The following is a 26,117-nucleotide window of genomic DNA, read 5'->3' as shown; positions in this document are numbered from 1 at the left end:
CTGAAAATGATGGCAAAATATCCCCATCGTCCTTTCACCCAGTAAGCGCTATGTCCCGAATTCATCTACGCTCCAGCCACAAGACCCTAACCAGCCATGCCGGCCTGGCCCTAATTGGCGATTGCCTGTCCCTGTCGCATATTGATGCTCTTGACGGGCGCTTTCCCACCAGCCGAGGTATGAAGACCAGCGATTTGATCAAGTGTTATGTTGGCCTGTTATGCCTGGGCCAGAGCGACTTTGAGGCGATAACCAATCGCCGTGCGGACCCGGCCTTCCGCAAACTGCTCAAAGTGGGAAAGGTTCCCAGTAGTGAGTGGTTACGCCAACGCCTTGAACAGTTGGCCGAGAAAGGTTTGTCAGAGCATCTGCCCGGCTCCAGTGTGGAGCTGTTGAAAGGGGCTGAGGCTCTGGTCAGCCTGGAATCAGGCGCGGCAGCCGGTTATGTGTGCCTGGATATTGACACCTTTGTGATGGACAACAGCGATACCCGCAAAGAAGGCGTGTCACGCACCTATCAACAAGTGGATGGATATACGCCGATAGCGGCCTATCTGGGGAATGAAGGCTGGTGTCTGGGTCTGGAGCTGCGTCCGGGCAAGCAACACAGCGTGAAGGACAGCGACGGCTTTATGCGGCGAGTGTTGCCACGGGCCAAGCGGCTGACCACGGAGCCCCTGCTGATTCGGCAGGACAGTGGCTTCTGCAGCCAGGAGTATCTTTGGGCTCTACGCCAGCAGCGAGAGCAGGCGTGGGAAGAGCAACGTCGGTTGGACTATATCGTCAAATGGAATCCCCGTAGTGAGGCCCGTGATATGGCCCTTTGGGTGCAATTGGCGGAGGGACGGTGGCGGGAGGTTCGCGAAGGTAAGCGGGAAGCCTTGTGGCTGGAGCACGTGGAATGTCGGCATGGAGGGAACAGCTGGGAAGAGCGTCGAGTCATTCGATTGGTGGAACGAACCAGTGATCGTCAGGGGCAACTTCTGCTGGAGCCGGAGTATGAACTGGAAGGCTGGTGGAGCACTCTGGAGCAGACGCCGGAGCAGATTATTAAGAGCTATCGAGCCCATGCGACCCATGAGCAATTCCACAGCGAGATTAAAAGTGACCTGGACCTGGAGCGATTACCTTCGGGGAAGTTTGCGGTGAACGACCTGGTGTTACGGCTGGCGATGCTGGCTTATAACTGTCTACGTCTGCTGGGGCAACTGGGGATGACCGGGACGTTGAGTCCGGTCCGACACCCGGCGAAACGGCGGCGCTTGAAGACGGTGTTACAGGAGTTCATGTACCGTGCGGCGCAACTGATCCACAGCGCCCGGCGTTGGATACTGGACTTTGGAGAGGGGTTCCGGGGATTGGAAGCCTTCATGATGGTGCAGGCGCACCTGAGGAGAGCGGCCTCGGGTTAGAGAGGGATTAAACAGAAGGATTCAACGAAAGAGTCGGCGGAGATGGCCGAGGGCTTCCCCTGTCCGGGCAGCCGAAAATGCCCCAATAAGAGCTGGTTTTGAGCGATGCTAAAGAGCTAAAGCAGGGGGAGAGATAGAGAAGTTGGCTCGGTGCTGATCGAAAATCAGGGCGCCAGGGGTCGGGAAAGCGTTGGCGGCAAATCACACCACGGATTCAGGCAGAAGTCAAAGACTGACATCTGAGAGCATACTTTATTTAATGCAAATGGCCAGCTCAAAGGAGGTCGCATGAATTCCTTTGATATCAATAGAGTCGTAACAGATATTGTTCCGAACCAACTAGAAAAATACTTGATTGCTACCGGATGGATAGATGATGGGGCAATAGGCGATAAAGCCAAAATTTGGCATAGGCCCGAAGAAGCCTATTTTGACTTAGAGGTTGTTCAGCCTCTTAGTTTGGATTTGCGCGATTACTACCTGAGAGTCCGCGAAGCAATACAGGTCATCTCGGAGTTTGAAGAGAGATCTTTAGGAAAAGTGGCTGAAGAAGTAATCAACTTTGATTCAGACATAATCAAGGTAAGGGTTGTTAGCCCCGATGTGGAAGGCGGGGCTATTCCAATAGATGATGGCGTTCTTTTGTTTGAAAGAGCTAAAGACCTATTGGTTTCGTCCACTTTGTCCGCCTTCAGGAAGAAGAAATTTTTCTCAGGAAGCTGGCCGGCTGCGGCAAGAGACTTTTTGGATACATTAAGGTTTGGCCAAACTGAGCGGGGTAGTTACGTGGTTAATGTTATTGCGCCCTTAATAAAAGTTCCGCATGAAAGCTTTCCCGAGGCAGATAGGTCTATTACTAGGTCAGTGAGTAATAATCTGGCCACAAGTTTAAAAGCAACTATCTCAGCCATTAATAAATATGAGAAGACTAAAGATTTAATGGCATTTGAGGAGGTGGTTTCAAGCGGCGTAAGTGCTAACCTTTGCGATGCCCTCATTGGGATTAGCGGTAGTAGAAAAAATAGGGACGTAGAGATATCCATTGAGCTAGCTCCATCGGAAAAAGACTCAGATGAGATAAATACATCGCATAGGTTTTCATCAGTCCATATTCCTGTTTTAGAAACTGCTTCGAAGTATTACAAAGGTGATTATGTAATTGAAAATTATGAAGTTTTTGGTTTGGTTATTAGGATGGATCACGAGCCATCAGAAGACTATGGATCTGTTAGGGTGAGCTCTTTGGTCAATGGTTCAGAGAAAAGTATCTCCATAAAGCTAGGATTAGACGACTATTGGGAGGCCGTTAGAGCTCACAAGCCAAAGATGCCGGTTACTTGCCAAGGTGATTTACACGTAACACCCAGATCCACATATTTGCTGAATCCACAGAGCTTTAGAGTTTTGGATAAGCCGGATTTATTTGATGACGAATCCTAACCTATGCATCAGCGAGGCCGGTTTTCCGGCGCAGTAGCGCCTCCAAATCAGCCCGTTACACTAACTTTAGAAACCCGACTATGGAGACATAAATGAGTGAGTTTAGTGAAAGTTATCACCTGCGTACCAAGAACAAAGAAGAAGGAAAAGATTTATTAAAAAGGCTTGGTGTCCGCGGGATAGTCTTTGATGAATCCAATAACTGGGTAACAATACTGCCAGAGGGCGATTTAAATTCACAAAAAGATAATGTCGCTGCTAACTATAATGGTATGGTTCTGCACTATATGTTTGCTGAGGATCACGCCTGGGTTGTGAATTTGTTTTCTAATGGCGTTTTGATAAGTGCATATGTGTGTGCATGGGACCCGGAACTGTATATTGAAAAAGATAAATTAGATGTTCAACGCTTTGTCGACTTGCTAATTGATCAGGGCGACCGTGAAAAGCTGATTCAGCTATTTTGTCTGGACACATTGGACGACATTTTTAGCGAGATGCCTGCTTATAAATTGGCTGACCTTCTCGGTATTGAGCATTACCAATGGCTAGCCGGGCATGATATACCTCGGCATGGCGAAGAAATTGTAAGAAGTAATCCTGGAGCTGAGTTGGTTGGCTAACTGGACCTCGCTGACGCTCGGCCTGTATTGACGTAAACAAGGCAGCTCTGCAACAGATGCAGCGCCAGGGTGGATAGTTTCTGAATAGATGGCTTCTGAACGGATAGCTTCTAAATAGATAATCATCGGGGGCGGCAGGTACTGCTCTTCCTGCATGCCCCCGACGAAATAACGCTTAATTACGGATTCAACAACCCAGGCCAGGTGGAGCTATTCACCGGCTTGGGATAGCCGTCGTCCACTTTGTCCTGGCTGATGTTGTAGCGCAGGTAGCGTTGGCCGGTCAGGAAGATGTAGCCGCGGCTGTCGCTCCATTTTACGGCGGCAGTGATTTCCTTGGCGTAGCTGCCCAGACCCGGCCAGGTGCTGTCGTTGATCGGTTTGGGGTAGCCGCTGTCCACGGCGTCGCTGTTGATGTCGTAACGAATGTAATCGCCGTTGCTCAGGAAGAAGTACACTTTCTGATTGTGCCAGCGCAGGGCGGCTTCTATCTGGTCTTTGTAGGGCTCCAGGCCGGGCCAGGTGGCGTTGTTGATGGGCTTGGGGTAACCGCTTCTTACCTTGTCGCCGATGTTGTCGTAATTGATGTATTGACCGTTTTTGAGGAAGTAGTAGCTGGTTCCGGCGTCTTTCTGAAAGCTGGCGGTGATCAAATCCCGATATGTTTCCATGCCCGGCCAGGTCTGGTTATTAACGGCTTTGGGATAGCCGCCGTCTGACTTGTCCAGCACCTTGTCATAACGCACATACTGCTGATCATTGCGGAAAAAGTAGGCTTTGAAGGCGTCTTTGCTCAATGCGGCGTCGATCTGGAAATTATTCAGGCGCAGCGCCAATGGCGTACTGTTGATCTCCACCACATAGTCCGTGACGCCGGCGGCGGTCATATCTGGATCAGACCAGCCGCGATCCATGGAATAAACCTGATCCACTAACTCGCCGTTACGGTAGATATTCGCCGGTTTCTGCTCATCGGTATACCAGGTGAAACGCTGGGCGGTGGAGCCGTTCTCCATCAGTTTGCGCACCCCCAGATCGCCAATCAACGGCAAGCCGTCCAGGCGCCAGGAAGCGTCGATATTCACGCCAAGATGACGTAACACGGTGGGAGCGATAGAGGCTTGCGACGGATAGCCGTAGAGCGAATTGAACTGCGTGTTGGGAATGTCCGTCACCTGTTGCGAGAACTCGGCGTTCATCGGCTGATTAGACCCGATAAAGATGGTTTTTTCCGGCTCGGTCTGATTGCCATGGCCGCAACCCACAATCGGCGTGCGACCGTGATCCGTGGTCACTAACACCAGCCAGTTATCGGCGTTCTGATTTTGCAGGTTGGCCACTTTATCCAGAAGCTGTCCCAGGCGGCGGTCAGAGTCCTGCACGGCTTTATCGTAGGCGCCGCCAAAGCAACTGGCGTGTCCTGCATGATCGGGATCGTCCAGGTGTAGGAATACAAAATCAGCGGGTGTCTGGGAGAGGGTTTGCAGCGCGCGATTGACCACTTCTTCGTCATTAACGCCGCTGACGACCTCGTCGATATTGGCGACCTCATTGGCGAAGAAGTTGGTGTTGATGGGCGCCCAGTTGGCGATGCTGGCCACGTAGGCGTCAGGGTTGGCGTCTTTGATCCGTTTGAACAGACCGGGGAATTCAGGATTGGCCAAGCCCGCGTCGTTGGAGCTTACCCCGTGCTTGGACAGCCACACCCCGGTCAGTATTGTCGCCCAACCCGGTCCGCTGATCGTCGGCTGCTCCGACGCGGCGCCTTGGATACCGCCAGTGTAGGCCTTGGTGATGTTGAGCCGGTCAAAGTTGGGCGTGTTCAAGCGTTGAACCTGCTCCAGTTGCAGACCGTCAATCCCGATCAAGAGAACTTTATTATCCGCCACAGCCAAAGACGTCATCGCCAACAGGCCAACGCCCGCCGCGCAACTCTTCCAGTTAAGCATAATCTCTCCTAGTTTTTGGGTTTATCTGGTATATACCAGCCAAAAAAGAATAGCTGCGATTGGTGACAGTGGGGTTAACGTAATATGTACTTTGTTCGATTCTGGGAACTGGGTTTAATTGTGGCTTTGAGGCTAGCGGTGAAAGTGCAGAGAGTGGCGAAATTGTCTCTGTCCCATATTGAAGACTAGAATCTTCTCTTTTTAAAATTGGTCTCCACCAAGGAACGCCGAATCATGACAAAAGCGCCAGAGCCGCTGTATTGCAGCGACGCGTGCAGGAATAAATTGCGAGTTAGATCGTTCAGCGCTTGTCCCGTTTGCAAGCAGATATGGGATGCGCGACAGCCGGATGGAAACCGTCATTATCGCAATAATGCGTGGAGGATGTGTGAGGCCTGTTCCCTGGCTAATCGCTGTTGTGTGGTCTGTGGCGCTAACGTTGATCGTTGAGTTCTCTTGTTTAAAAAGTGCTAAGTAAGAGCCGACCAAAAACGGCGGGAGCAGTTAGCTTTGCCAACCCGCCACTTTCACGCATAACCCTTTGGCCAGCAGTTGTGCGCTGGGGGCGCCAGTTGCCGAGCCGCCGGGCTTTTCTTTGGAAACGAGCAAATGTTCCGCGCTTTGAATTAACTCCCATTCCCGCTGTGACAGACTTCTTTGCGTTTGCCCCTTCAGTTCAATGGTTCCTAAACTGCTGACGGTATTGTCGTCCCTTGAAACGGCCCACAATTGCAATGTCGCATTCTGGGCGATGACGGGCTTTTCCACGATGTTCAAGGTCAACTGGCGAGCCGCTTTGTCGACGGTCACCACCATGACCGCCTGTTCGTCCGTATTCTCCATCACCGCAACATAGTTAACGCTGGGTGTAAGTGTCGCCTGTTCGGGATGGGGCTGCTCCGTCCCTGACAGCGCAGGATAGAGCGCGATGCACAGCGCTAACGACAGAGCGGCGGCGGAGAGGTATTTGTAGAAGCTCAGTTTGCGTAATAGCTTCTCCATCAACTGACCGGGCGCATCGTTGATGCGGGCGGAGATGGCGCTCCAGGTCGCTGTTTTGGGCGCTACCGGCGCCGTGTTCTCATGCAGAGGTTGAAACTTTTCTTCCCACTGTCGCACTCTTTGGGCGACGGTCTCGTCCTCGCGCATGATGGCTTCGAAGCGTTTGCGCGCTTTGCCTCGCAGTGCGCCGATGACGTAGTTGGACGCCAGGCGGTCCAGAAGCTCTGGATTTTTGTATCTCAATGGCCGAGGCATTGCGCTAACCTCCCAAGACCCCGCTTCAGCCAGACTTTGACGGTATTAACGGGTTTTTCAATGTGCACGGCGATGTCTTCGCGGCTGTAACCGTAGTAATAAGCCATGAGGATGGCGTTGCGGTTCAACACATCCAGCGACCTCAGGCAGCGGTGGATGCGGCATTTTTCGTTTGAGTTCAGCACGTCGCGCAGGGGAGAGTCGACGAGGTTTTGCTCAAGCAGTTGCTTGAGTTCATCATGACGCTCCCGACGCGTCTGTTCCCGGTTTTCCGCTTTCAGCTTATCCAGGGCGCGATAGCGCACCAGCGACGTCATCCAGGTCATGGGTTCGCTAAGGCTGCGGCGATATTCGTCCGCCTTATGCCAGATCTGCAAAAAGGCTTCCTGCAGAACATCGTTTGATAAATCTGTGTCTCGTAAAATTATCATGGCTACTCCATTGAGCTTCGGCGCGACGCGTTTATAAAGCTGCTCCAGCGCCTTTTGATCTTTAAGCGCAATACGCGCCAACAGATTTTCCAGTTCGTCCGGGTCGAAAGTGTTTTCCATGGCACTAAAAACTCGCCCCGACCGCATGCGGAATGCGGGGCGTCCTTATTGTTGAGTCACTTGGACGACGTGATCAGATGAGTCTGAATGCAGCGCAAGTTGAAGTGCGCTCAGATAAAAACGTCGCCATCTCCATTAGAAAAACGAGCGGCCCTCATCCATCTACGACGCCCAGAGAGAATAAGTTACAGCGGCGGAAAACTTTTTCGTCGGTATTTTTCTGGGAGTACTTTTTATTCTGCGACTCTCTGCGGGCGTTCATGTCACGCCGGCGCAGAGAGGAGAAGAGGGCGCTTATAAGGGGGATTACGGCTGCGCGGCGTACCACACATTGCCGACGCCGTGGCCAGTGGCGTCGCCCTGTTGTCGGTCGCCCACCCACAGGTACAGCGGGTGGTTTTTGTAAGCCCATTGATAGCTCCCGTCGTTGCGGGCGATCACGGTGAACTCGCCCCAGGTTTTGGCGTTCTGTTGCGCCAGGAACGGAGGCCAGCTGTCTGCGCAGGAGTCATAACAAACGGAGGTCCCGTTGCTGTCTTTAGTGAAGGTGTACAACGTCATGCCCTGGGCGTTGGCGAATACTTGGCCGACAGAGGTAGAGACTTTGGTGACGACGCGATTGGCGCTGTCGTTAGCAGCCGTTTTGACATGGTCGCCCTGGTTGCTGGCGCTTGCGTAACTGGCGCTGCTATAGGTTTTCTTTGCATAGTCGTCATCGCAATAACGATCCGCTTGTCCTTCAGCGTGCGCAGCGGAGGTGAAACCAGTGAAAGCAACCATCAGGGCGGTCAGTGCGGCGAAGTTCTTCATGAGAATGTCCTTTTAATCTGTAAGTTGAACGGCGTTGTTGTGATCTCATTGATTAAGACGACGCCGACGCGGTGTTTGGATGCAGAATATTTTTTATTTTTCTAATTATTTTTTTGGGGTGGTGAGTAGGAAGAGAGCGTGTTTGACGATGCGTCGCCATCGACGCTCAGGACTAAGCCAAGGCGTAGTATTAAGCTAAGGCGTAAACGGGTTCACCCCGCCTTCCTAGGAAAGCAGGGCGGTTCCTGAATCACAGCCTGAAAGATTATTGAATCATCAGCGCGATGTGCTCAGGCAACTCAGACAACAGGGCGAGTCTTGGCGGCGTGGTGGTCAGGTCCAGCACTTCGATATTGTCGGTCGCTGCGCCATCGGTGGTCACTTTGGGGGCGCACACCAGGTACTCCACATTTTTCGTGCTGATGGCGACGCGCAGGCCGTCATCGTCAGTGCGTGCGCCGGCTTCAAAGGCCTCCGCGACGCCACGCAGGGTGAACCGGACAATGTGGTCGAGATTCAACAGCTCCAGCTCTTCAGCATGTTCGCCTTTGTCGATGACGGTGCAGAAGCCCGGTGAGGTGGACACTTTGACCACGGGTTTATTGGTCGCATCCAGAAAGATGCCGTCAAAATCCTGACTGCCTTCGCGTCCGGGCGGGCTCACGTTGAAGAACGGGGCGCCTTCTGTGGCGCCGTTGTTGTCCCGCTGCTCGCCGACAACGCCCAATACCAGGACATCCACGCCTTCGCCGCCGTCGAAGAAGTCGCTGCCGTCCCCTGGCGTCCAGATGAAGAGGTCGTCGCCGCCATTGCCGAAGGCTCTGTCGCGGTTGTCGGCGCCTTTGTTGTCGCCGTCGACGCTTGAATTGAAGTCTTCTGTACCGCCGATAAGAATGTCGTCGCCCGAAGCGCCGAGCATGACGTCCACGCCCAATCCGCCGATCAGAATCGAGTCAACGCCGTCTTCCGCCTGCAGGACGTCCCCTGCACGCTGGCTCTGGTTAGAGGAGCCTCCCGGTCCGCCGGGATTGAACGACAACAGGGCGGAACTCTTGGTGTTCAGATCCGTACCCTGGATAACCGTGAAGTTCTTCTGATTGATATCGCCGCCGTTCTGGCCGTCGTTGTTGTCAGGCCCTTTGGCGCCGTCGCCGGAACTGGAACAGCCGGCCGCTGTCATCATGATAGACAAAATGATCGCGCTGCTCAGCGCATGCTTTGAGTGGTTCATACTGTATTCCTTGGTCGATTCTCGGTTCAATTGAAGTAATGCGTCTAACGCCTAGCGAGCCAAACGGGCTGAAGAGGTGGCTGCCGTGGGCGGCAGGTCGTCCAGCGTGACTCTGACGGGAGGCGTCTGGGAGATGTCATAGACTTCTATTTCGTCGCCGGACCGCGAGGGGCACACGACAAACTCCGTGTTTTTCAAATGAACCGAGATTCTCAAGCCTGTATCCAGCGTATCCGGATCGATATTGGGATCGGCTGCGATGGCCTCATCGAAATTATTGGCGGGGCCTCTCAGGATAAACTGAACCAGATGATCGAGGTTCAGCTCACTCATGCCCTCAGTGGATTTATCCAGAATTCGGCAGAAGCCGGGAGTTTGTTCAATCCTCAGTTCTGGAAGGCCAACGCTGGGATTGATAAAAATGCCGTCGAAGTCCTGGCTTCCTGGCGTGCCGGGAGGACTAACGTTAAAGAAGGGGGCCAGATCAGTATTGCCGTCATTATCCTGGGACTCGCCAATCAGACCGATAACCAGAATGTCCTGGCCTTCGCCGCCGTCGAAGAAGTCATTACCGTCTCCAGGCGTCCACACGAAAATGTCATTGCCCTTGCCGCCGAAGGCGCGGTCGCGGTTAAAACTATTGAAGTCCTCAGTGCCGCCGATGATGATGTCGTCGCCGTCATAGCCGAACAGGACATCAATACCCAGGCCGCCGATCAGAATATCGTTTTCCTCAGTACCGTATATCTGATCGCCAAACTGCAGGCTTTGATCGCCGCCGCCATTGGAGCCGCGATTGGCGGAGTAGAGTTGGTTGATGGCGGCGTTTGCGCCTTCGGTTGAATTCAGATCATTGCCAATGACGATGTCCGCTTGCGCCAAAGACGCGCCCCCAAAAAGAGCGAGGGAAACGGCGGTCGCCATCCAGGTTTTCGACAAGTTCATACATTTACCCTTTACGTGTTATTTAAGTCGTATTGTTTAAATCAAGGTCATCGATTGATGTCGGGTGTTGACGGCCGTCATCACCGTTACGACACCCACGGAAAAAAGTTACAGCTGCGGAAGATAATTTTCGGAAGCGCAAAGCGGCATTGGCCCAAGCGTTGCGCCAGTTACTGGAAGTCCTTTATCGACGCCGGCGGCTACTTCTGCGCCGGCGTATTCAGAAAGAGAAGGGCGTTACCGACGTCCTATCTCTATGGCTGTGCGGCGAACCACACATCGCCTACTCCATGTCCGGTTGCGTCGCCTTGTTTGCGATCGCCGACCCACAGATACAGTGGCTGGTTTTTGTACGCCCACTGATACGCGCCGTCTTTACGTTCGACCACTGTGAACTCACCCCAGGTTTTCGCGTCCTGCTTCGCCAAAAATGGTGGCCAGCTATCCGCGCAGCCGTCATAACAGGCGGACACGCCATTGCTGTCTTTAGTGAAGGTGTACAGCGTCATGCCTTGAGCATTCGCGAATACCTCTCCAACTGATGTGGAAACTTTGGTGACGACGGCAGTGGGGGCGCTGGCGACGGTGGACGTTTTGACAAAGCCGCCGGTATTCCCGTATCCATCGCCATAACCATTGGAAGCGCCGTAGTTATAGGAACCTGCGCTGGCGGAGGTTTTAACGTTGTAACCTGGCTTGTCGTTATCGCAGTAATCACCCCGATCCGCTTGCCCTTCAGCATTAGCGATAGAAGTGAAACCAGCGGCGATCAGAAGAGCGGTCAGTGCGGCGAACTTTTTCATGGGTCTGTCCTTTTAAAATTGTATGTATGTGGTCGGGCCTGAAGACCCTGTATTTCGATCTCGTAGATAAAGACGACGCCGCTTTGGGATTTGGATGCAGAAAGTTAACAAAAATTTTTTTGGACACAGTTTTTTTATGTCTTTCAGGTCCGTGTTTAGCTTCGAACCCGGGTTAGATACAAAGGCGTCGCCGGGTAAAGAAATAGACCTGTCAGCCAGTATGTAACCGCGCTCGTCATCGCTAATCTGTCAGCAATGATTTCAATAAATCTGCAATAACGATGGATAGAAAGGAGTGTTCAAATGAGCGCACAAAGAGACGCTTTCTCGCAGTGGTTAATGGAGCTTAACAGTCAATGGGGGCTGGATTGCCTGGCGTTGGATGCGAATAACCAGTGCCATCTGCTATTGGATAATCATGAACTTTCGTTCGGCCTGAGCAATGACGAGCAGGAGTTGTCGCTCTGGTCGCCGGTGGCGTCCACCGAGTCGTTCCTGGGGAATGCAGAACGGCTGACCGAGCTTTTGGTTATGAACTTTAATGACACGGCTTCCCTGGCGGGATCGACGTTAGCTATGGACAAAGATCACAGACATATTCTGCTGTGTTATCGCACCACTGTTAAAGCACTTGATGCACACTCGCTGGGCTGTGTTCTGCAAAACTTCGGTGAGACAATCAGCATCGTAGCGAGGAAGTTAATGGCGTCAGTAAACAATGAAAATGAGGGGCGGGCGTCTGAAAACGGGGCGCTTTACCTGAGAGCCTAGAGGCGGCTGCCTGGAATAAGTGTGCGAGTGAAACTAGGTGCTTGCTGTATACTTCCGCGCAGTTTGTCAGTTTTTTGAGAGGAAGAAATGCAGTTTTTAACGTTACTTGGAAAGAAGCTCAAGTCTGAAGAGGTTATTGAGCTATTGGAGCTTCACGATGTCAGCGTGGTCTATGACTTTGACCGCTTCCAAGAAGGAATGAAAGACGTCTATTGGGCTTCCTCGCGCGACCAAGGGTTTGAACTGCGGTTTAACGAAGAGCAAATATTAGACGTAGTATTTCTCTATATCGTCGAAAGCAGCGGTTTCTCTTCCGTTGATAAATCTCAACTGGATGCCCCACTTTTTAGTTCCTATCGCGAAGCCAAACAAAGCTTTGAAGCAGAGGGGGTAGAGTATGTTTCTAGTCCATCCAACGATCCCAATCATGAGATGTTCCAACGTTGGATTAAAGGGATATTTCAGGGCTACTCAATTCATTATGAGTTTGCGGATCACACCCTCGCTAAGGTGACGATGACCTTGATAGCCTGAGTAGAAGCGCTTTAACTCAGCCTGAATAATGTCATGCCTACACAAGGATAAAGATTAATGTCCGTCACGATAGAAAGCGCAGAGAGCAAACCCCGTTGCAGCTGGAGCCAGGCGCCGGATTTCCATGCCTATCACGACAATGAGTGGGGCTTTCCGGTGAGGGATGACTTTCGTCTATTTGAGAAGCTGTGTTTGGAGAGTTTTCAATCCGGCCTCAGTTGGCGACTGATTCTCGCCAAGCGGGAAAATTTTCGCGCTGCCTTCCATCATTTTGACTTCAACAAAATAGCCGCGTTCACCGAAGAGGACGTTAATCGATTACTCAAAGATGAGGGTATCGTGCGCCACCGAGGCAAAATTGAAGCCGTCATCAACAACGCCAAATGCGCACAGGCGCTAGTGGAGAAAGAAGGCTCGTTGGCGACTTTCATCTGGCGCTTCGAACCCGCCCACGACCAACGCCAAAAACCACAGACCGCCTCAACCTCCCCAGAATCCGTCGCCCTGTCGAAAGCACTCAAAAAAATGGGCTGGAAATTCGTCGGCCCAACCACCGTATTCGCATTCATGCAGGCCATGGGACTGATCAACGATCATGCGGAAGAATGCGCCGTCAGGGCGGAAGTGGAACGCTCACGAGAGGCTTTTCAGAGGCCTTGAGGTTGCTTATTAGATGAGCGCTAGAGCAGCCATCATTTTGCTCTTCGCACTGCCTCTATCGTCCATTCCAGAATGTACTAGATTTATTAGACGGCTGTATTTCTGTCGAATTTTATAAGCTTCAAATGAGTGCTTATACGCATGAAGCATGAAGCGACATCGAACAGTGCTACACATTACCCTTCTTAAACTAGATACTCGCATAGTTTTGGATAGATAACTGCTGATCAGTGGGAGGAAGATGAAGCCTCTATTATTAGCACTTGCAGCAATCGTTACAGTTATCACGCTATTTGCGATGATTGAAACGGTTTGGACTGCAATTAGCCGACCAGAAGCTGCTTGGGGAGTGGTTGTTTAATAATGCGGGGCTAGGAAAAGATAATTGTCTACAAAGGCTTGCTCGTGGCGCTGGACTCCGTATCAAAGTTGATGGCTCGAAACTGCGTGCTGCTGCATTAGGCGCAGGACTTACAACGCCCCTTACCGATTTTTCGATTGAGTTGGCCGGCAATCGGATACTTGGGTCCACACGAGAAGTGCTGGGGCCTAGCAATGGAATACTGTACTGAGACGGAACGCTGTTCACACCATGATCACCCCCACCGCAATTCTCATACACGTCAACGATATCGAAGCAGGTTTGTCCTGGTACAAGAAAGCCTTTCCGGCTGCGCAGGAAAGGGTTGTTGATGGGTTTCGTTATCTTGACGTTGGTAGTTTTCATATTGAGATTGTCTGGGCGGATGCAAAAGTGCCTGCGGGAAGAGCGGGTACGGTGTTGTATTGGTCTGTTGCGGATCTGGCGGATGAGATGGAGCGGTTTTTGGCCTTGGGGTCGACTATTTATCGTGGGCCTATGCAGATTGAAAACGGATTGGGTATGTGTCAGGTGACGGACCCGTTTGGTAATCTCATAGGCCTGAGGGGGTCTTATTCTGCGCCCTGATTTTTCAGGTTGTTGCGCGCTGATAGGCTGACTTTTCTCAGACGAATTCAAGCCAGCCTTGTCTGTCTATTCGATCACATGAACGCCGAGCGCTTCGATGTGTTTCTCGATCAACTCAATCCAGGTTTCTGAATTGGCCACAATGAACTGATAAGTGTGCTCGTTTGTAAGTGTGACTTTAAAGCCCTCGGGCATTAAGGGGGGAATGCTGTGTTTTTCCACCTTCGCAATATCGGTGAGTGGGATGTTGTAGGGGCCAAGTCCAAAGTCTTCGTTATAGGGAGCGAAGTGCAGGGTCTCGGCGGTCATCCACAACTTGCCGTCGGCTTTGGCGACGCCTAGCTGGATCGTGGAAGTAGAAGATTTGATCACCTTATCCGAAGCGGTGATGTCAGCTTGAGTTACCATTTTGGGAGCCTCCTTGTGGTGTTTGAGTGAGTAGCTGCGGCTTGAAATGACTACATCAACAACAGCTCAACGTCCTGCTAGCGAATATAGAACGGCCGACGGAAAAGATAAAGCGTGGTGAGAAGCAGGTGAGCCTTATATGACGCCGGTCTCAAATAAGGCGATCAGGGCGTCCGCAACCTTGCGCACTCGCGGAGAGCGTCGCAGGTCCGGGTGGATGACCAGCCACAGTTCTCGCACAATCGGACAGGCTGGTTCACGGATGAGTTGTAACTGAGGATAAAAGCGCTCCATGAAACAGGGTAAGACGCCAACGCCTACGCCGCCGACAATCGCGCTGGCGAGCACGTTCAGATCATTGGAGCGGAAAACCAGCGGCGAGTGGGGTAGTGTATCCAGCCATTGTTGCTGCGGAGCGGACTGCATGCTGCGTTCGTAACCGATGTACTCCCATTGCTCCTGGGAACGCGTCGCCAGATAGTCGTGGCCGCCATAAAGGCCATACTGCAAGCTGGCCAAGGGGCGCGCCGCCAAATCCGGCTGCTCCGGGCGGCGCATACGCAAGGCGATATCCGCTTCGCGTTCATGGAGATCGGCGTTTTGCAGATCGCTCACCAGCTCCAACTCAATTTGCGGTAACTGTTTACGCAACTCACTCAAACGCGGCGCCAGTATCAGGCTGGCCAGCAATGGCGGCGTTGAAATACGCACGCTGCCCGATAACCCGGACATGCCGTCTGCGATGCGAGTAAAGCTTTGCGCCTGGGACGCCATCCGCCGCGCAGGCTCCAAAAAGTTTTGACCGTCTTCAGTGAGACGCCAGCGTCGCGGCAGACGATCAAACAGCTTCACTTCCAATTCCCGCTCCAACATACCCACCCGACGCGCAACGGTGCTGTGCTCGACAGAAAGCGTGCGCGCAGCGGCGGACAGGCCGCCTGCTTCCGCCAGCGCCAGGAAATAGCGAATGTCATCCCAGTTAATCGATTTCATTGTGCAATTATGCACAAATACTGTGTGATTTTGGGGAATTTTCTACAAAGCATGCCGCAGTTAAAGTTTGCCTAGCTAACAGGGAGCTAACAGGACACCCACTACAGTATGAGCACTAAGGAGTTCAGAATGAGTACGCCTATCCGTATAGAAATGTCCCAAATTGGCGAGCCGTCCGTATTACGGCCAGCGACCTTTCAACTATCGCCTCCAGCTCCGGGAGAAGTGCGCCTCCGTCACAGTATGGTGGGAGTGAACTTCGTGGACATCTACTTCCGTTGCGGACTTTATCCCATCACCGATGAGCCCCGCGTATTGGGCGTTGAGGCGGTAGGTGTGATTGAAGCGTTGGGAGATGGCGTGACAGAGTTGAGTCTTGGCCAACGCGTCGCCTATGCCGGCTTTCCGTTAGGAAGTTACGCCAGTCATCGTAATGTTGCGGCGGAGAGATTATTACCCGTTCCAGACTCAGTCTCTGATGAAGCGGCGGCGTCTGCACTATTGCGGGGAATGACCGCTCACATGCTATTGAACCGGGTTAGACCCGTCGCGGCTGGCGAGTCGATGCTGGTTCACGCTGCCGCAGGTGGGCTGGGGCAGGTATTGGGTCAGTGGGCGAGCAAACTCGGCGTGAGACTGATCGGGACCGTAGGGAGTGCGGAAAAGGCTGAGATCGCCCGCTGTAAAGGCTACGACGACGTGATTCTGTATCGCGAGCAGGACTTTGCTGAAGCCGTGCAGAGGCTCACTGACGGCGCTGGCGTAGACTACGTTATCGACGGCGTTGGCGCGGACACACTGGCGAAAAGTCTGGCGAGCGCCGGGGCCTTTGGTACAGTCGCCGGCATTGGGCAGCCCTCTGGCATGTTGCAGAGTCTGCCGATGGAAACCATGGCGCGAGCGATTCAATTCACCCGCCCCAGCGTGCTGCTGCATATGGCGGATCTACACCATTACCGGATCAGCGGCAATGCGGTCATGGAGCAACTGGCGAATGGACTGACCGTGGATATCGCGGATAAAATTCCCTTGGAGCAGGCCTCCCAGGCCCATACTTTGCTGCAAAGCGGGCAGACTGTCGGGGCGGTATTGTTGTCGGTATAAAAACAAGTCTGCGTCCGGTCGGTCCGGCTGGACGCAGAGGTTGTCAAGCTTCTGCTGCGGCTGGTAGGCTCTGGCGCAATCAAGCCCATGACCAATAAGGATATTGTTGTGACCACTACCGATTCTGTCTGGCCGTTGCAAATTTCATGTTTATACCGTGTGGAAGCGTTGGCGAAAGCCTGGCAGGCGACACACGTTATTTCTCTGCTTGATCCTGATATCAGCGAACAGGCGATACCCAAGCTGGTCGCTCATGTGGAAGCGCATCACGTCATAAGAATATTTGACCAGGAGAGAGCGGAAGCCACTCACCACTTTGACGCGGTGATCAGCGACGTCCTGAACACCCTGCAGGCGATTCTTGAGAGCTCCGAAAACCGCCTGGTCATCCACTGCCATGCCGGCGTGAGCCGCTCCACAGCCATAGGGTACGGCGCTTTGGCGTTAATACATGGGGCGGGCCGGGAAGACGACGCTTTTAACGAGTTGCTAAAGATCACCTGCAAGCCCTGGCCGAACCGGCGCATTGTTGAGGTTATCGACAACGCCTTGAATCGCGGTGGGACCATGTTGGCGCCGTTGGACGCCTATCGGGAGGCGAACCCTTATCGTTTGGATAGCTACAGACGGCTGAACCGAAAGCGTGGGATTGTATCGAAAGTCCAACGTTGAAGGCGTTGATAGGGCGATCTAAGAGGCTCCAACTGTGCGGCTTTCTTCAGTTGGCGGATACCAGTTTGTGGAGATTGTTAACATGGCAATGATATTGGCATGTTAATCACCAGGCGCATGGACGCGCCTGCGCGGCGACAAGGCCAGACCTGTGCAGGCCCTGTCGTTGCAGACAAATAGAAGGAAGCTATTTGTCTGCCTGATTAATAAAAACGGGGGCTGGGCCGCCCCCAAGAGGTGTTAGTTCAGTCTTCAGCATTTATGCGGAGGTGATTCCAGGTTAGCTTGAACCCTGTCACTCCTGGACTTCCCTTTTAGCAAGGCGGCGAGAGACGCCTGCTGATTCCGAGGCATTACTTACACAAAAGGTCTACCGCTAACCCTGTTAATTCTAGAAGTCGGTGTCGCGGTGTTTGTAGAATATTTGGTGAAACTTTTGTGGCGTTTTTGCAATAGAAGAGAGGGCTCTTATGTTGAGGTCTCTCTTTTGCCGCTAGGTGGGCCAAGAGCCGACCAATCAGAAAAAACATGAATATCGACAGGACTGTAGGGTGAATATCATCAGGCTCAAAGAAAAACTTGCCTCTGAAGATATTGACGACATTTATGATGCGTTAATTGATATTGGCAAAACCGACTGTTACGAGCTGATGGAAGATGTCAGGCGCTTTCTGCAGCACCCGGAGCCGGATCTCCAGCGCGCCGCCATTATGGTGCTCGGAACCTGCTGGAGCATACCGGACTTCAAACATGAACTGATCCCTTTGATGAATAAAGGTGAAGACGACGACGTCAGAGCGACGGCGCTTATCAACTGGGTGGGGTATTACGCAGGGACAAAAGACCCAGCAGTCCTTCTCACGCTCAACGACCTGTTGCGAGATAAAACGGAAGACCTTTTCGTTCGCATGGAGGCGTTGAGAGGCATTGCCAGAGTAGCTCAAACGGATATCGACGAAAAACTGATGCGCGAGCTGGAAAGAGCGTCTTCATATGCGGGGTTTGAGTCTTTGATTCCGTGGGATTGGGTGGACAAGTTATCGGAGCGAACGAGTTAAACGATCTTGTTATGAGCGAATGAGCCGCCCCAACAATTTGAGGCGGCTGGCAAGTTCAACTTAATGTTGCAAAAAACTCAGCAAATCCTGATTCAGCCGATCTTTATGAGTATCTGTGAGGCCATGGGGCGCGCCTGGGTATTCAATGAGTTTGGCGTTTTTGATCAGTTTCACCGCGGCGCGGGCGGAGGCGTCGATGGGGACGATCTGGTCGTCGTCGCCGTGCACGATCAGCGTTTGGATGTCGAACTTCTTCAGGTCATCGCGGAAATCCGTGGCGGAGAACGCGGCGATTGAGTCGTAGGTGCTCTTGTGTCCGCCTTGCATGCCCTGGGCCCAGAATGACTGAATCATCCCTTGAGACGTTTGAGCGCCGGGACGATTGAAGCCGAAGAATGGGCCCGATGCGATATCCAGATAGAGCTGGGAGCGATCTTTGAGAGACGCATTGCGGATATCGTCAAACATTTGCAGCGGCAAACCGATGGGATTGCTGTCCGTCTTCAACATCAGGGGCGTCACTGCGGAGATCAAGGCCGCCTTTTTGACCCGCTGCGTTCCGTGCCGACCGATATAGCGCGCCACTTCGCCCCCGCCAGTAGAGAATCCCACCAGAGTGACGTCCTTCAGGTCCAGTGTTTCGATCACGGCGGCGAGGTCGTCCGCATAATGATCCATATCATTGCCTTCCCAGGGCTGACTGGAGCGACCGTGGCCGCGACGGTCATGCGCCACAACGCGATACCCTTTGTCAGCCAGGAACAGCATTTGCGACTCCCAGCTATCCGAACTCAGCGGCCAGCCATGACTGAAGACCACCACGGGTGCGTCTTTGGGGCCCCAGTCTTTGTAGTAGATCTGTGCGCCGTCTCGGGTGGTGATGTAGTTGGCGGTCTGGGCTACCGCTGCGGCGGCTTGACTGGTTAAGGACGTCTCGGCGGCGGACGTCTGCGCGGCGCCAGCCAGTGTGAAAAACGCCAGGGTGAGTGCGCTGAGGGGGCGGGTAAGTGATTTCATGTTTTCTCCTTGATGCTTTGATATTTATGGCGCTAGTGGTCTTGGCCACCAAGCAGGAGCAACTTTACCCTTATGCATGATACGATATATCACAAATAATCCTGATAACTTAACCCAGAGTATCTTTATGGTAGATCGGTTGGCGGCGTTGCTGGAACACTTTTCTATTAACGCGCGTGTGTTCAATACCGGCCCTTTGTGCGGTGTTACAGACGTATACGGCAAGGACCAATATGGGCAGCTTCATCTCGTGCGCCAGGGGGCGGTGGAAGTGCGTCATGGCAGGAAAGTCGTCGCCAAAGTGGCGGAGCCGAGTCTGTTGTTTTATCCGCGGCCATTGCCTCATCGCTTCGTCACTGATCCGGTGGTCGGCGCTGATTTCGCCTGCGCCAACCTGAGTTTTGAGGGCGGGGCGAACAACCCGGTTGTCGCGGCGCTGCCGGAATTTATCTGCCTGCCTCTCTCTTCATTGCCGGGCGCTGCGCCGGTGCTGGATTTACTATTTCAGGAAGCGTTCGCCGGTAATTGCGGACGGCAGGCGGTGCTGGACCGCCTCTTTGAAGTCGTCCTGATACAGGTGCTGCGGTCTCTGATGGAAGACGGACGCACCCAGGTCGGCATGCTGGCGGGAATGGCGCACCCGCGCTTAAAAATGGCGTTAGTGGCTATTCATGAACAGCCAGGAGAGGACTGGTCACTGGAAAAACTGGCTGATCATGCCGGTATGTCCCGCAGTGTATTCGCCAATCTGTTTCGCGATCGCGTCGGATGCACGCCGGGCGTTTACCTGCAGCGCTGGCGTATTAGTCTGGCGCAACGGGCCTTGCTGCAGGGGGAGCCGCTGAAGTTGATAGCCAGTGAGGTGGGCTATGGGAGCGAGGCGGCGTTGTCGCGGGCGTTCAAGGCCTGTGTGGGATGCTCGCCAGGGGAGTGGCGAAAACATCAGGGCCTCTAGCTTCCGGTTATTATCCATAATGCGCACAAAATTCAGCCAATATTGCGCCCCCTGATCGGGGCGTAGTCCGTTTGCGATATTGTGAAAGAGATCGCATCTGTTACTGTTTCGCCACTGAGTTTACTTAGTTAACTCCACTTGAACAGACATAACAAACTGACTCGATTTCGCCTGAAGCCAAGCACTTGCAAAGCTGCTTTTGGGTGATGGCGTTGTTGGAAATGAGTCATGGCAGGGAATGCGTTAACCCGGCGAAATACAGATTTTTAGTAGTAGATATGATTAAGAAAACGGCAATATCTCTGGTTGTAATCGTTATTTTGGTTCTCCTTGTTTTTCGTGTACTGGGGCCCTATTTACGGCAAATCAAAAGCGATGAAGCTGTCGCCCTCAAGGCTATCCCCGTCACCTACAATTGCGCGCGAGGAAACTGCATCGCTTTTGATGTTGAGTCCGTCGGCGCAGAAAAATATCAGCAGTACGTCAATAATCTGATTTATCCCTACAGCGATTCGGAAGCGCAAGACGAAGTCGCTACACGCCTGGCGAATCTGCTATCCGACAGCCAGATTTCCGTGTGCATGAAAGGCGTTCTGCACCAGTTTCCCATCGACTACCTTCGTCCTTTCCACAAAGGCTATGGCGGGTATGATTTTCAGTTGATGGAGATAGGGGAGAGCGCCTGTGAGGAGTGAGAACGGCGGCTGAATGGCTCTCACTAGCCCCAAGCGCACTGGCTAAGAACCAATAATCGCCAGTTAACGTACTTATCAGGGCGGCGCGGTAACTGGTCGCAATAAGGGAATGAGGGTTTTGCGTGGTGAAGTTGAGCGCAATGGAACTGGACCTGTGGGCGACTTGCGCTAACCCGGCGGGCGTCTATGATTGATAAGGGAGTACTCACTGGAGAGAGCGCTTGGCGTCCATTGATTTAACGTTGTCGGTGATCATTTGATTATGTGGCGTTGCTCATGATTCGCTGTGTCTTATCCTGTGTGTTTGGCTTCTTGCTGCTTGCCGGTTACGGTTTCGCGGCTGACCAACCGTTTTCCCGTCAACTGGAACTGATCACGTCTTCCTCTATCGCGCCTTATGTCATTGCTGAGGAAAACCGCGGTCTGGTGGTGGATATCATTCGCGAGGCGCTGTCGGAACGGGAGTATGCGGTTAACTTCATATACACCACCAACCGGCGTCTGTTTGCGGAGTTACGAAATCAGCGCGTGGATGGCGCCTTTAATCTGCCTCCGGGCAATTACTCCGAAGGCGGCTATTACCTTTCCGATCCGGTGGTTTACTACCAGAACGTCGTGGTGACGCTGAACGATCAGGCGAACGGGATTATCAAAGTGGACGACCTGAAGGATAAGCGCCTGGTGGTGTTCCAGAACGCCCATCTTTATCTGCCTCCGGAATACGCCAAGATGGCTGCGCAGAATCCGCAGATCGAGGAAGTTGTGGATCAACGAGCGCAAGTGCAGATGCTGTTTTTGAAGCGTACGGACGCGATCATCCTTGATAAGCGCATTTTTCATTACTACCTGAATCAGCTGCATTCAACCAGTCCGATTTATGAGGCGCCTTACACCGTTCATCCCTTGTTCAACAGCGCCCCTCGTTACGCTATTTTCAAGTCCGCCAAGCTGCGTGATGTATTCAATCAGCGGCTGCAGGAGTTGAAAGACAATGGGCGCTATGAAGTCATCGCGAACAACTACCTCAAGCTGGCTGAATAGCTCCGCTGCGCTGTTCGCATTCCCTTCTGACGCTGCTTAAAACCTGTCCAAATTGTCACAAAATTCACGCTTGAAAAGTCGCGTTCCGACCATAAATTGGTAAACGCCAGGGATAGCCCCTTGGTCTTTTGACTTTGTTTATATTGCTTCAAAGCGGAGGATATAGAATGAACTCAATCGACTTAACCCCACTTTATCGCAGCAGCGTCGGCTTTGAACGACTGGCGTCGTTGATTGATCGCGCGCTCACCGGCGAGACCGATTCGCCTGCTTATCCGCCTTACAACATCGAAGCGTTGCAAGAGAACCAATACGCCATCACTTTGGCGGTGGCGGGGTTCGCACGCAGTGAGCTTGACATCACGGTGGAGAAAAACGTTCTTACCGTGCGCGGCCGCAAGGAGCAGGACGCCTCCCGCAATTATCTGTACCAGGGAATTCCGGGACGGACATTCGAACGCTCTTTCAATCTGGCCCAGTACGTGGAAGTGAAAGACGCCTCACTCAGTAATGGCCTGCTGACGATTACATTGAAACAGAACATTCCTGAGTCGATGAAGCCAAAGCAGATTGCGATCACCGATGGCGGGCATTTGCTGGAGCATGAAGACGACGCAGGGTCTGAGGAAAGGCCTGACGCCACCAACGAAGCGGCTTGATGGCGGAGCGGCGCCAGCGTCCGTCACGTTGGCGCCGCAACAGTTCGGTGGAAGACATTTTCAGTACTTTTGTTTGCCTGTGATGCATGACTCTATGTGGAGGAACGGAAGATGAAACTGAACAAACTCAATCCCTGGAACTGGTTTAAGCACGAGGATGAGCGCCAGGTTCAGCGTGAACAACTACCGGTATCCCGACAAGACGCGGCCGCTGGCGTGAACCCGCCGGCCTCGGCGTCCGGCGCGGACTCGCTGCTGCGTCTACATCAGGAAATGGACCGTCTGTTCGACGATGTGTTCAACGCGTTTGGTATGCCGTCCATGCTTTCCCGGCGTGGGTCGTCGCCCCTTGAACGTCTCGGCGCGAGCCAGGCGTACCGGCCTTTGATCGACGTATCCGGTGATGAAAAGCGCTATGAAATCACCCTGGATGTCCCGGGCTTGTCGGAGTCTGATTTGTCCATAGAAGTAAAAAGCGATCAGCTGCTAATCCGCGGCCACAAGGAAGAGAAAAGTGAGAGTAAGGACAAGCAGTTTTACCGCATTGAGCGCAGCTACGGCGCGTTTCAGCGTACCTTATCGCTGCCGGACGACGCCAATGTGGAAGACATTCATGCGCAACTCAAAAACGGCGTGCTCAAGCTGGAGATTCCCCGGCGCGAACCAGACGCCAAGGAGGTGAAACGTATCGCTATTCACTCGTAATTTGGCGATTCATTTATAACTTAACCATTCATTTGTCATTACACCGGGGCGGGCCTTGTGAGGTCTGCCTCCGGCGACGAGGCCCGGCCTCTCTGTTCGCCGCCATGAAGTCGTCATGACGACCCAGACGTAAGGGCCTCTGATCAACTAGGGAGGTCATTAACATGCAAAGCAAAACCAAAAAGACGCTACTTGGCGTCGCCGCTGGCGTGGGCTTGGCAGCGATTGCCGGCCTGGGTTATTACACCTGGGAATTGAATCAGAAAGTTGCAGCCCTGGAGGCGAGGAATACGCCCAACGTCAATCTCCCCTTGAGCGCGGCGCCTGATCCCTGGCCCAAAAACTGGGACCCTTGGTCGGATAATTGGGACCCAAGCGGGCAGTTTGCGGAAATGCAGAAGCGCATGGATGAGATGATGAAACAGATGGCGCCGGGCAACTCGACTTTCAGCCTGCAGGGCTTTGGATTGTCATCGCCTGGGCCCAACATTGACGTGAATGAGGATGCTAAGGAGTACAAGGTTACGGTGACGGTTCCAGAAGGTGAGAAAGTGGAACTGAATGCGGACCTGGATGGAGATACGTTAAAAATCTCCGGCAAGGTGAGAAGCGAGAGTGAGAGTAGCTCTGGCGGCTTGGCGGGAAAAACCGTGTCCGCCAGTCAGTTTTCTCAATCTATGACGTTGTCTGATCCAGTGATTGAGTCAGGGATGACCATCAATAACAAAGGCAAGGAAATCGTCATTACCATACCGAAAAATACGGGATGAAAGCGGGAGCGGAAGGCGCTGGCGTGTGATCGAACGCCCCGGCGCCTTCACCAACCCCGGGACTTCATGCGTTTGAGCTGATACTCCATGGACGATTGGTCCATCAGGCGGCTGATCTCTTTCAGGGACAGCTGCTTGTAGCGTCTTTGCTCTTTGACGGTGGGAGTAGCGCCTAACATCACCGGCTCCTCTTCGGACCACTTCTCGAGGTCGCTCAGATATTCAGTGCGATAACGCCGAATCGCTTCTTCGGCGAGTTCGCGGGGAGATTTTTGAGACTGCGTATCCATATGCAACACCTGGGCTGAAATACAAGTATAAGCAAGTCGAATTTAAAAGCATGGCCGGGTTGATGTCAAGTGTAATTGGCTTGTATTTCAAGGGTGGGCGGCCAAATGGCGGATAGGTGAGAGTCTGTATTGAAAGCAAAGTTGTATCTCTGGTGAGCGTTCAGACAAATGAAATCCTCGCCGGAATGACCGGCGAGGGAATGATTTTTAGCGCGCAATCAAGCGCTTAGCCTAAACGATTAAGAGGCCTTGAGGGACTCCGGCAGGGTAACGTCGTTGGCTTTGTACCAGCCTTGAGGATTTTTCTTCAGGTTGGCGATCAGTTTCTCCAAATCATCGTAAAGGGCGTGCCGTGGCCTCCAGTCGAGAAGCTCCGCAGCGCGGCTGACATCCAACTCGTAATGATCGGATGACATATCCACCATAAACGGCTTGATGAAAGGCTTCTCGCCTTTATCGATGCTGTCGGGAATAATCGGTTCAGCCTTTTCTTCCACCCAGGCGCCTGCCTTGGCCACAGTCTTGGGGACGCGCAGCGTGCGCCAGTGCTCTTTGCCGTGAATCAACTCGCCAATACGATCCTGCAATTCGCCATAACTCAAGGCGCGGTCTTCGCCAATCAACATGATGTTTTCTTTGGGGAGATCGCGACGGCGCTGCAAGGTTTTCAAAAATGCCTGCATCAAGTCCTGACGGTGCACATAGGCCTGGCCGGCGTCGGTGTCGCCAGGATACAAGTGGCTCTCCAAATCTTTCTCATAGATGCGCGCAATCTGCTGCGACAGGACCGGGGCGGCCTGCTTGTCGTCATACAGACCAGCGAGACGCAGGATGCTGTAGGGCATGGAGCCGGCATTCTCCTTGATGATGATCTCCGCTTTGGTTTTGTATTCGGGATACACCCAATCCGGGTCCAGAGGCGTCTCCTCGGTGATGGGGGGACCATCAGGCTCGCTGGCGCGATGGACCAGCATGGTGCTGGAGTAGATAAAGCGCTCCACGTAGAAATCCTGCAACGCCGCCATGAGATTGCGTGCGCCGTTCACGTTGACTTCTTCGTAGAGCGGGGAGTCTTCCCCGGTGAAATCGAAATACGCGGCCAGATGAAAGACGGCGGCGATGTGACGTCCAAATCTCTCCCGAAAGGCGTCGAAGGTTTTCTTGACGTCATCCGGGGAAGTCAGGTCCAGGGTGTAGCTGTGATCCGCGAGGGGCGTTTCTTCCCGGTCCATACCAATGACTTGGTACTTCCCCGTCAAATTAAGAATAAGGCTGGACCCGATATCGCCGGCGGAACCGGTGACGATGACCAGTGGTTGTGGTGAGGTGTTTGTAGTATCCGACATGACTCTTTCCAACTTTCCTTTATCTGATGAGTGATGCGGCCGCTTCCTGCTGCGCACTGCTTTGGCGGGGCGTTGGCTACGGACTGACCAACGTCGCGGAAAACGACCTCCTTGTCTGTTAGGGGATACAAGGGTCGTGCCAGTCTATAGTGGGTGTCCTGGTAATCTAAAGTGGGTGTCTTGGTAAGACCTCGGCGTGGAGGCAGTGGGGCGTTGTTGTGGGTGTCCGCATAAGGACAGGGCTGCGGTGGGTGTCTGGATAAAACAATGGGTGTCCATATAGCGTCCAGATTCGAATCGCATCGAAATACATTGATGAACGGGTGGGTGTCCATGTAAGGCGATATAAGGCGGCTTGAGTCCATGAGGTTAAGATGGGTGTCCTGATAAGACGACTCGGTCGACTTGCACACCGGCTGGGATAAGCTGGCCTGAATTTTGATTTGTGAAAGAGGCGGACGGCTGGCGT

General features: G+C 53.0%; 28 protein-coding genes. 16 read left to right on the top strand and 12 right to left on the bottom strand.

Features of this window, described 5'->3' with window-relative positions; genetic code table 11:
* Positions 1-50 precede the first annotated feature (50 nt).
* The 3 genes from EUZ85_RS18665 (at position 51) to EUZ85_RS18650 (ending at position 3,475) form a co-directional block, all read left to right on the top strand.
* Positions 51-1,412: an IS1380 family transposase gene (locus tag EUZ85_RS18665; RefSeq protein WP_127970210.1), complete on the top strand. Its 1,362-nt coding sequence runs from the start codon at positions 51-53 to the stop codon at positions 1,410-1,412.
* A gap of 288 nt (positions 1,413-1,700) precedes the next feature.
* A complete protein-coding gene (locus EUZ85_RS18655) occupies positions 1,701-2,852 on the top strand; it encodes a hypothetical protein (protein ID WP_127970771.1) in 1,152 nt (383 codons plus the stop codon).
* A gap of 92 nt (positions 2,853-2,944) precedes the next feature.
* Entirely contained in the window at positions 2,945-3,475 is a 531-nt protein-coding gene (locus EUZ85_RS18650; protein ID WP_127970769.1) for a hypothetical protein, read from the top strand.
* 179 nt (positions 3,476-3,654) lie between these two features.
* Here EUZ85_RS18650 and EUZ85_RS18645 read toward each other — a convergent pair whose 3' ends face one another.
* The 7 genes from EUZ85_RS18645 to EUZ85_RS18615 all read right to left on the bottom strand — a co-directional run bounded on the left by EUZ85_RS18645 (position 3,655) and on the right by EUZ85_RS18615 (position 11,021).
* Complete coding sequence (locus EUZ85_RS18645; RefSeq protein WP_127970767.1) at positions 3,655-5,424, bottom strand: hemopexin repeat-containing protein; 1,770 nt, start codon at positions 5,422-5,424, stop codon at positions 3,655-3,657.
* 504 nt (positions 5,425-5,928) lie between these two features.
* Positions 5,929-6,681 (bottom strand): anti-sigma factor domain-containing protein, encoded by a 753-nt coding sequence (locus EUZ85_RS18640; RefSeq protein WP_127970765.1) that lies wholly within the window; start codon positions 6,679-6,681, stop codon positions 5,929-5,931.
* Positions 6,666-7,232, bottom strand: coding sequence for a sigma-70 family RNA polymerase sigma factor (locus EUZ85_RS18635; RefSeq protein WP_127970762.1), 567 nt, complete (start codon positions 7,230-7,232; stop codon positions 6,666-6,668). Before EUZ85_RS18635 ends, EUZ85_RS18640 begins: the two co-directional genes overlap by 16 nt.
* Before the next feature lie 306 nt (positions 7,233-7,538).
* Complete coding sequence (locus tag EUZ85_RS18630) at positions 7,539-8,042, bottom strand: hypothetical protein (RefSeq protein ID WP_127970760.1); 504 nt, start codon at positions 8,040-8,042, stop codon at positions 7,539-7,541.
* Positions 8,043-8,307: 265 nt separating this feature from the next.
* Positions 8,308-9,273, bottom strand: a complete 966-nt coding sequence (locus EUZ85_RS18625; RefSeq protein WP_127970758.1) for a hypothetical protein — start codon at positions 9,271-9,273, stop codon at positions 8,308-8,310.
* 51 nt (positions 9,274-9,324) lie between these two features.
* Positions 9,325-10,218 carry a calcium-binding protein gene (locus EUZ85_RS18620; RefSeq protein ID WP_127970755.1) on the bottom strand — a complete coding sequence of 298 codons (894 nt, stop codon included), beginning with the start codon at positions 10,216-10,218 and terminating at the stop codon, positions 9,325-9,327.
* Between the two features lie 254 nt (positions 10,219-10,472).
* Entirely contained in the window at positions 10,473-11,021 is a 549-nt protein-coding gene (locus tag EUZ85_RS18615) for a hypothetical protein (RefSeq protein WP_127970753.1), read from the bottom strand.
* Positions 11,022-11,324: 303 nt separating this feature from the next.
* Here EUZ85_RS18615 and EUZ85_RS18610 point away from each other — a divergent pair, with 303 nt between their 5' ends.
* The 4 genes from EUZ85_RS18610 (at position 11,325) to EUZ85_RS18595 (ending at position 13,935) form a co-directional block, all read left to right on the top strand.
* On the top strand, positions 11,325-11,792 hold the full coding sequence (locus EUZ85_RS18610) for a CesT family type III secretion system chaperone (RefSeq protein ID WP_127970751.1): 468 nt from the start codon (positions 11,325-11,327) through the stop codon (positions 11,790-11,792).
* An 87-nt stretch (positions 11,793-11,879) separates the two neighbouring features.
* On the top strand, positions 11,880-12,326 hold the full coding sequence (locus EUZ85_RS18605; RefSeq protein WP_127970749.1) for a hypothetical protein: 447 nt from the start codon (positions 11,880-11,882) through the stop codon (positions 12,324-12,326).
* Between the two features lie 57 nt (positions 12,327-12,383).
* Complete coding sequence (locus EUZ85_RS18600; RefSeq protein ID WP_127970747.1) at positions 12,384-12,986, top strand: DNA-3-methyladenine glycosylase I; 603 nt, start codon at positions 12,384-12,386, stop codon at positions 12,984-12,986.
* 592 nt (positions 12,987-13,578) lie between these two features.
* On the top strand, positions 13,579-13,935 hold the full coding sequence (locus EUZ85_RS18595; protein WP_127970746.1) for a VOC family protein: 357 nt from the start codon (positions 13,579-13,581) through the stop codon (positions 13,933-13,935).
* Positions 13,936-14,001: 66 nt separating this feature from the next.
* Here EUZ85_RS18595 and EUZ85_RS18590 read toward each other — a convergent pair whose 3' ends face one another.
* Together EUZ85_RS18590 and EUZ85_RS18585 are read right to left on the bottom strand one after the other, a co-directional pair.
* The gene (locus EUZ85_RS18590; protein ID WP_127970744.1) at positions 14,002-14,343 is read right to left on the bottom strand and encodes a hypothetical protein; all 342 of its coding nucleotides are present in this window, start codon (positions 14,341-14,343) and stop codon (positions 14,002-14,004) included.
* Positions 14,344-14,478: 135 nt separating this feature from the next.
* A complete protein-coding gene (locus EUZ85_RS18585) occupies positions 14,479-15,336 on the bottom strand; it encodes a LysR family transcriptional regulator (RefSeq protein ID WP_127970742.1) in 858 nt (285 codons plus the stop codon).
* A gap of 129 nt (positions 15,337-15,465) precedes the next feature.
* On the opposite strand from EUZ85_RS18585, the gene EUZ85_RS18580 reads away from it, so the two are divergent.
* The 3 genes from EUZ85_RS18580 to EUZ85_RS18570 all read left to right on the top strand — a co-directional run bounded on the left by EUZ85_RS18580 (position 15,466) and on the right by EUZ85_RS18570 (position 18,170).
* Positions 15,466-16,440 (top strand): quinone oxidoreductase, encoded by a 975-nt coding sequence (locus tag EUZ85_RS18580; RefSeq protein ID WP_206617919.1) that lies wholly within the window; start codon positions 15,466-15,468, stop codon positions 16,438-16,440.
* Between the two features lie 108 nt (positions 16,441-16,548).
* Positions 16,549-17,112 (top strand): protein tyrosine phosphatase, encoded by a 564-nt coding sequence (locus EUZ85_RS18575; RefSeq protein WP_127970738.1) that lies wholly within the window; start codon positions 16,549-16,551, stop codon positions 17,110-17,112.
* A gap of 551 nt (positions 17,113-17,663) precedes the next feature.
* Complete coding sequence (locus EUZ85_RS18570) at positions 17,664-18,170, top strand: HEAT repeat domain-containing protein (protein ID WP_164887290.1); 507 nt, start codon at positions 17,664-17,666, stop codon at positions 18,168-18,170.
* 60 nt (positions 18,171-18,230) lie between these two features.
* On the opposite strand, the gene EUZ85_RS18565 is transcribed toward EUZ85_RS18570, so the two are convergent.
* Positions 18,231-19,187, bottom strand: a complete 957-nt coding sequence (locus tag EUZ85_RS18565; RefSeq protein ID WP_127970734.1) for an alpha/beta fold hydrolase — start codon at positions 19,185-19,187, stop codon at positions 18,231-18,233.
* Between the two features lie 127 nt (positions 19,188-19,314).
* Between EUZ85_RS18565 and EUZ85_RS18560 the strand changes: the two genes are divergently transcribed.
* The 6 genes from EUZ85_RS18560 to EUZ85_RS18535 all read left to right on the top strand — a co-directional run bounded on the left by EUZ85_RS18560 (position 19,315) and on the right by EUZ85_RS18535 (position 24,012).
* Positions 19,315-20,142, top strand: coding sequence for an AraC family transcriptional regulator (locus EUZ85_RS18560; protein WP_127970732.1), 828 nt, complete (start codon positions 19,315-19,317; stop codon positions 20,140-20,142).
* Positions 20,143-20,420: 278 nt separating this feature from the next.
* Positions 20,421-20,837: a hypothetical protein gene (locus tag EUZ85_RS18555; RefSeq protein WP_127970730.1), complete on the top strand. Its 417-nt coding sequence runs from the start codon at positions 20,421-20,423 to the stop codon at positions 20,835-20,837.
* Between the two features lie 276 nt (positions 20,838-21,113).
* The gene (locus EUZ85_RS18550) at positions 21,114-21,878 is read left to right on the top strand and encodes an ABC transporter substrate-binding protein (protein ID WP_127970728.1); all 765 of its coding nucleotides are present in this window, start codon (positions 21,114-21,116) and stop codon (positions 21,876-21,878) included.
* A gap of 167 nt (positions 21,879-22,045) precedes the next feature.
* A complete protein-coding gene (locus EUZ85_RS18545; RefSeq protein ID WP_127970726.1) occupies positions 22,046-22,537 on the top strand; it encodes an Hsp20 family protein in 492 nt (163 codons plus the stop codon).
* 111 nt (positions 22,538-22,648) lie between these two features.
* Positions 22,649-23,242, top strand: coding sequence for an Hsp20/alpha crystallin family protein (locus EUZ85_RS18540; protein WP_127970724.1), 594 nt, complete (start codon positions 22,649-22,651; stop codon positions 23,240-23,242).
* A 164-nt stretch (positions 23,243-23,406) separates the two neighbouring features.
* Positions 23,407-24,012: an Hsp20/alpha crystallin family protein gene (locus EUZ85_RS18535; protein ID WP_127970722.1), complete on the top strand. Its 606-nt coding sequence runs from the start codon at positions 23,407-23,409 to the stop codon at positions 24,010-24,012.
* Positions 24,013-24,059: 47 nt separating this feature from the next.
* Here EUZ85_RS18535 and EUZ85_RS18530 read toward each other — a convergent pair whose 3' ends face one another.
* Positions 24,060-24,302, bottom strand: coding sequence for a hypothetical protein (locus EUZ85_RS18530; protein WP_127970720.1), 243 nt, complete (start codon positions 24,300-24,302; stop codon positions 24,060-24,062).
* Positions 24,303-24,541: 239 nt separating this feature from the next.
* Positions 24,542-25,648: an NAD(P)-dependent oxidoreductase gene (locus EUZ85_RS18525; RefSeq protein ID WP_127970718.1), complete on the bottom strand. Its 1,107-nt coding sequence runs from the start codon at positions 25,646-25,648 to the stop codon at positions 24,542-24,544.
* Positions 25,649-26,117 lie beyond the last annotated feature (469 nt).

Origin of the sequence: Hahella sp. KA22 (assembly GCF_004135205.1) — a bacterium.
Lineage (GTDB): Bacteria > Pseudomonadota > Gammaproteobacteria > Pseudomonadales > Oleiphilaceae > Hahella.
The sequence above is the reverse complement of the archived record's forward strand: the minus strand, read 5'-3'. Positions and strand labels throughout refer to the sequence as shown.

Coding starts and splice junctions, on each gene's coding strand:
- EUZ85_RS18665 (WP_127970210.1), top strand. CDS start 51: ATGTCCCGAATTCATCTACGCTCCAGCCACAAGACCCTAACCAGCCAT.
- EUZ85_RS18655 (WP_127970771.1), top strand. CDS start 1,701: ATGAATTCCTTTGATATCAATAGAGTCGTAACAGATATTGTTCCGAAC.
- EUZ85_RS18650 (WP_127970769.1), top strand. CDS start 2,945: ATGAGTGAGTTTAGTGAAAGTTATCACCTGCGTACCAAGAACAAAGAA.
- EUZ85_RS18645 (WP_127970767.1), bottom strand. CDS start 5,424: ATGCTTAACTGGAAGAGTTGCGCGGCGGGCGTTGGCCTGTTGGCGATG.
- EUZ85_RS18640 (WP_127970765.1), bottom strand. CDS start 6,681: ATGCCTCGGCCATTGAGATACAAAAATCCAGAGCTTCTGGACCGCCTG.
- EUZ85_RS18635 (WP_127970762.1), bottom strand. CDS start 7,232: ATGGAAAACACTTTCGACCCGGACGAACTGGAAAATCTGTTGGCGCGT.
- EUZ85_RS18630 (WP_127970760.1), bottom strand. CDS start 8,042: ATGAAGAACTTCGCCGCACTGACCGCCCTGATGGTTGCTTTCACTGGT.
- EUZ85_RS18625 (WP_127970758.1), bottom strand. CDS start 9,273: ATGAACCACTCAAAGCATGCGCTGAGCAGCGCGATCATTTTGTCTATC.
- EUZ85_RS18620 (WP_127970755.1), bottom strand. CDS start 10,218: ATGAACTTGTCGAAAACCTGGATGGCGACCGCCGTTTCCCTCGCTCTT.
- EUZ85_RS18615 (WP_127970753.1), bottom strand. CDS start 11,021: ATGAAAAAGTTCGCCGCACTGACCGCTCTTCTGATCGCCGCTGGTTTC.
- EUZ85_RS18610 (WP_127970751.1), top strand. CDS start 11,325: ATGAGCGCACAAAGAGACGCTTTCTCGCAGTGGTTAATGGAGCTTAAC.
- EUZ85_RS18605 (WP_127970749.1), top strand. CDS start 11,880: ATGCAGTTTTTAACGTTACTTGGAAAGAAGCTCAAGTCTGAAGAGGTT.
- EUZ85_RS18600 (WP_127970747.1), top strand. CDS start 12,384: ATGTCCGTCACGATAGAAAGCGCAGAGAGCAAACCCCGTTGCAGCTGG.
- EUZ85_RS18595 (WP_127970746.1), top strand. CDS start 13,579: ATGATCACCCCCACCGCAATTCTCATACACGTCAACGATATCGAAGCA.
- EUZ85_RS18590 (WP_127970744.1), bottom strand. CDS start 14,343: ATGGTAACTCAAGCTGACATCACCGCTTCGGATAAGGTGATCAAATCT.
- EUZ85_RS18585 (WP_127970742.1), bottom strand. CDS start 15,336: ATGAAATCGATTAACTGGGATGACATTCGCTATTTCCTGGCGCTGGCG.
- EUZ85_RS18580 (WP_206617919.1), top strand. CDS start 15,466: ATGAGTACGCCTATCCGTATAGAAATGTCCCAAATTGGCGAGCCGTCC.
- EUZ85_RS18565 (WP_127970734.1), bottom strand. CDS start 19,187: ATGAAATCACTTACCCGCCCCCTCAGCGCACTCACCCTGGCGTTTTTC.
- EUZ85_RS18560 (WP_127970732.1), top strand. CDS start 19,315: ATGGTAGATCGGTTGGCGGCGTTGCTGGAACACTTTTCTATTAACGCG.
- EUZ85_RS18555 (WP_127970730.1), top strand. CDS start 20,421: ATGATTAAGAAAACGGCAATATCTCTGGTTGTAATCGTTATTTTGGTT.
- EUZ85_RS18550 (WP_127970728.1), top strand. CDS start 21,114: ATGATTCGCTGTGTCTTATCCTGTGTGTTTGGCTTCTTGCTGCTTGCC.
- EUZ85_RS18545 (WP_127970726.1), top strand. CDS start 22,046: ATGAACTCAATCGACTTAACCCCACTTTATCGCAGCAGCGTCGGCTTT.
- EUZ85_RS18540 (WP_127970724.1), top strand. CDS start 22,649: ATGAAACTGAACAAACTCAATCCCTGGAACTGGTTTAAGCACGAGGAT.
- EUZ85_RS18535 (WP_127970722.1), top strand. CDS start 23,407: ATGCAAAGCAAAACCAAAAAGACGCTACTTGGCGTCGCCGCTGGCGTG.
- EUZ85_RS18530 (WP_127970720.1), bottom strand. CDS start 24,302: ATGGATACGCAGTCTCAAAAATCTCCCCGCGAACTCGCCGAAGAAGCG.
- EUZ85_RS18525 (WP_127970718.1), bottom strand. CDS start 25,648: ATGTCGGATACTACAAACACCTCACCACAACCACTGGTCATCGTCACC.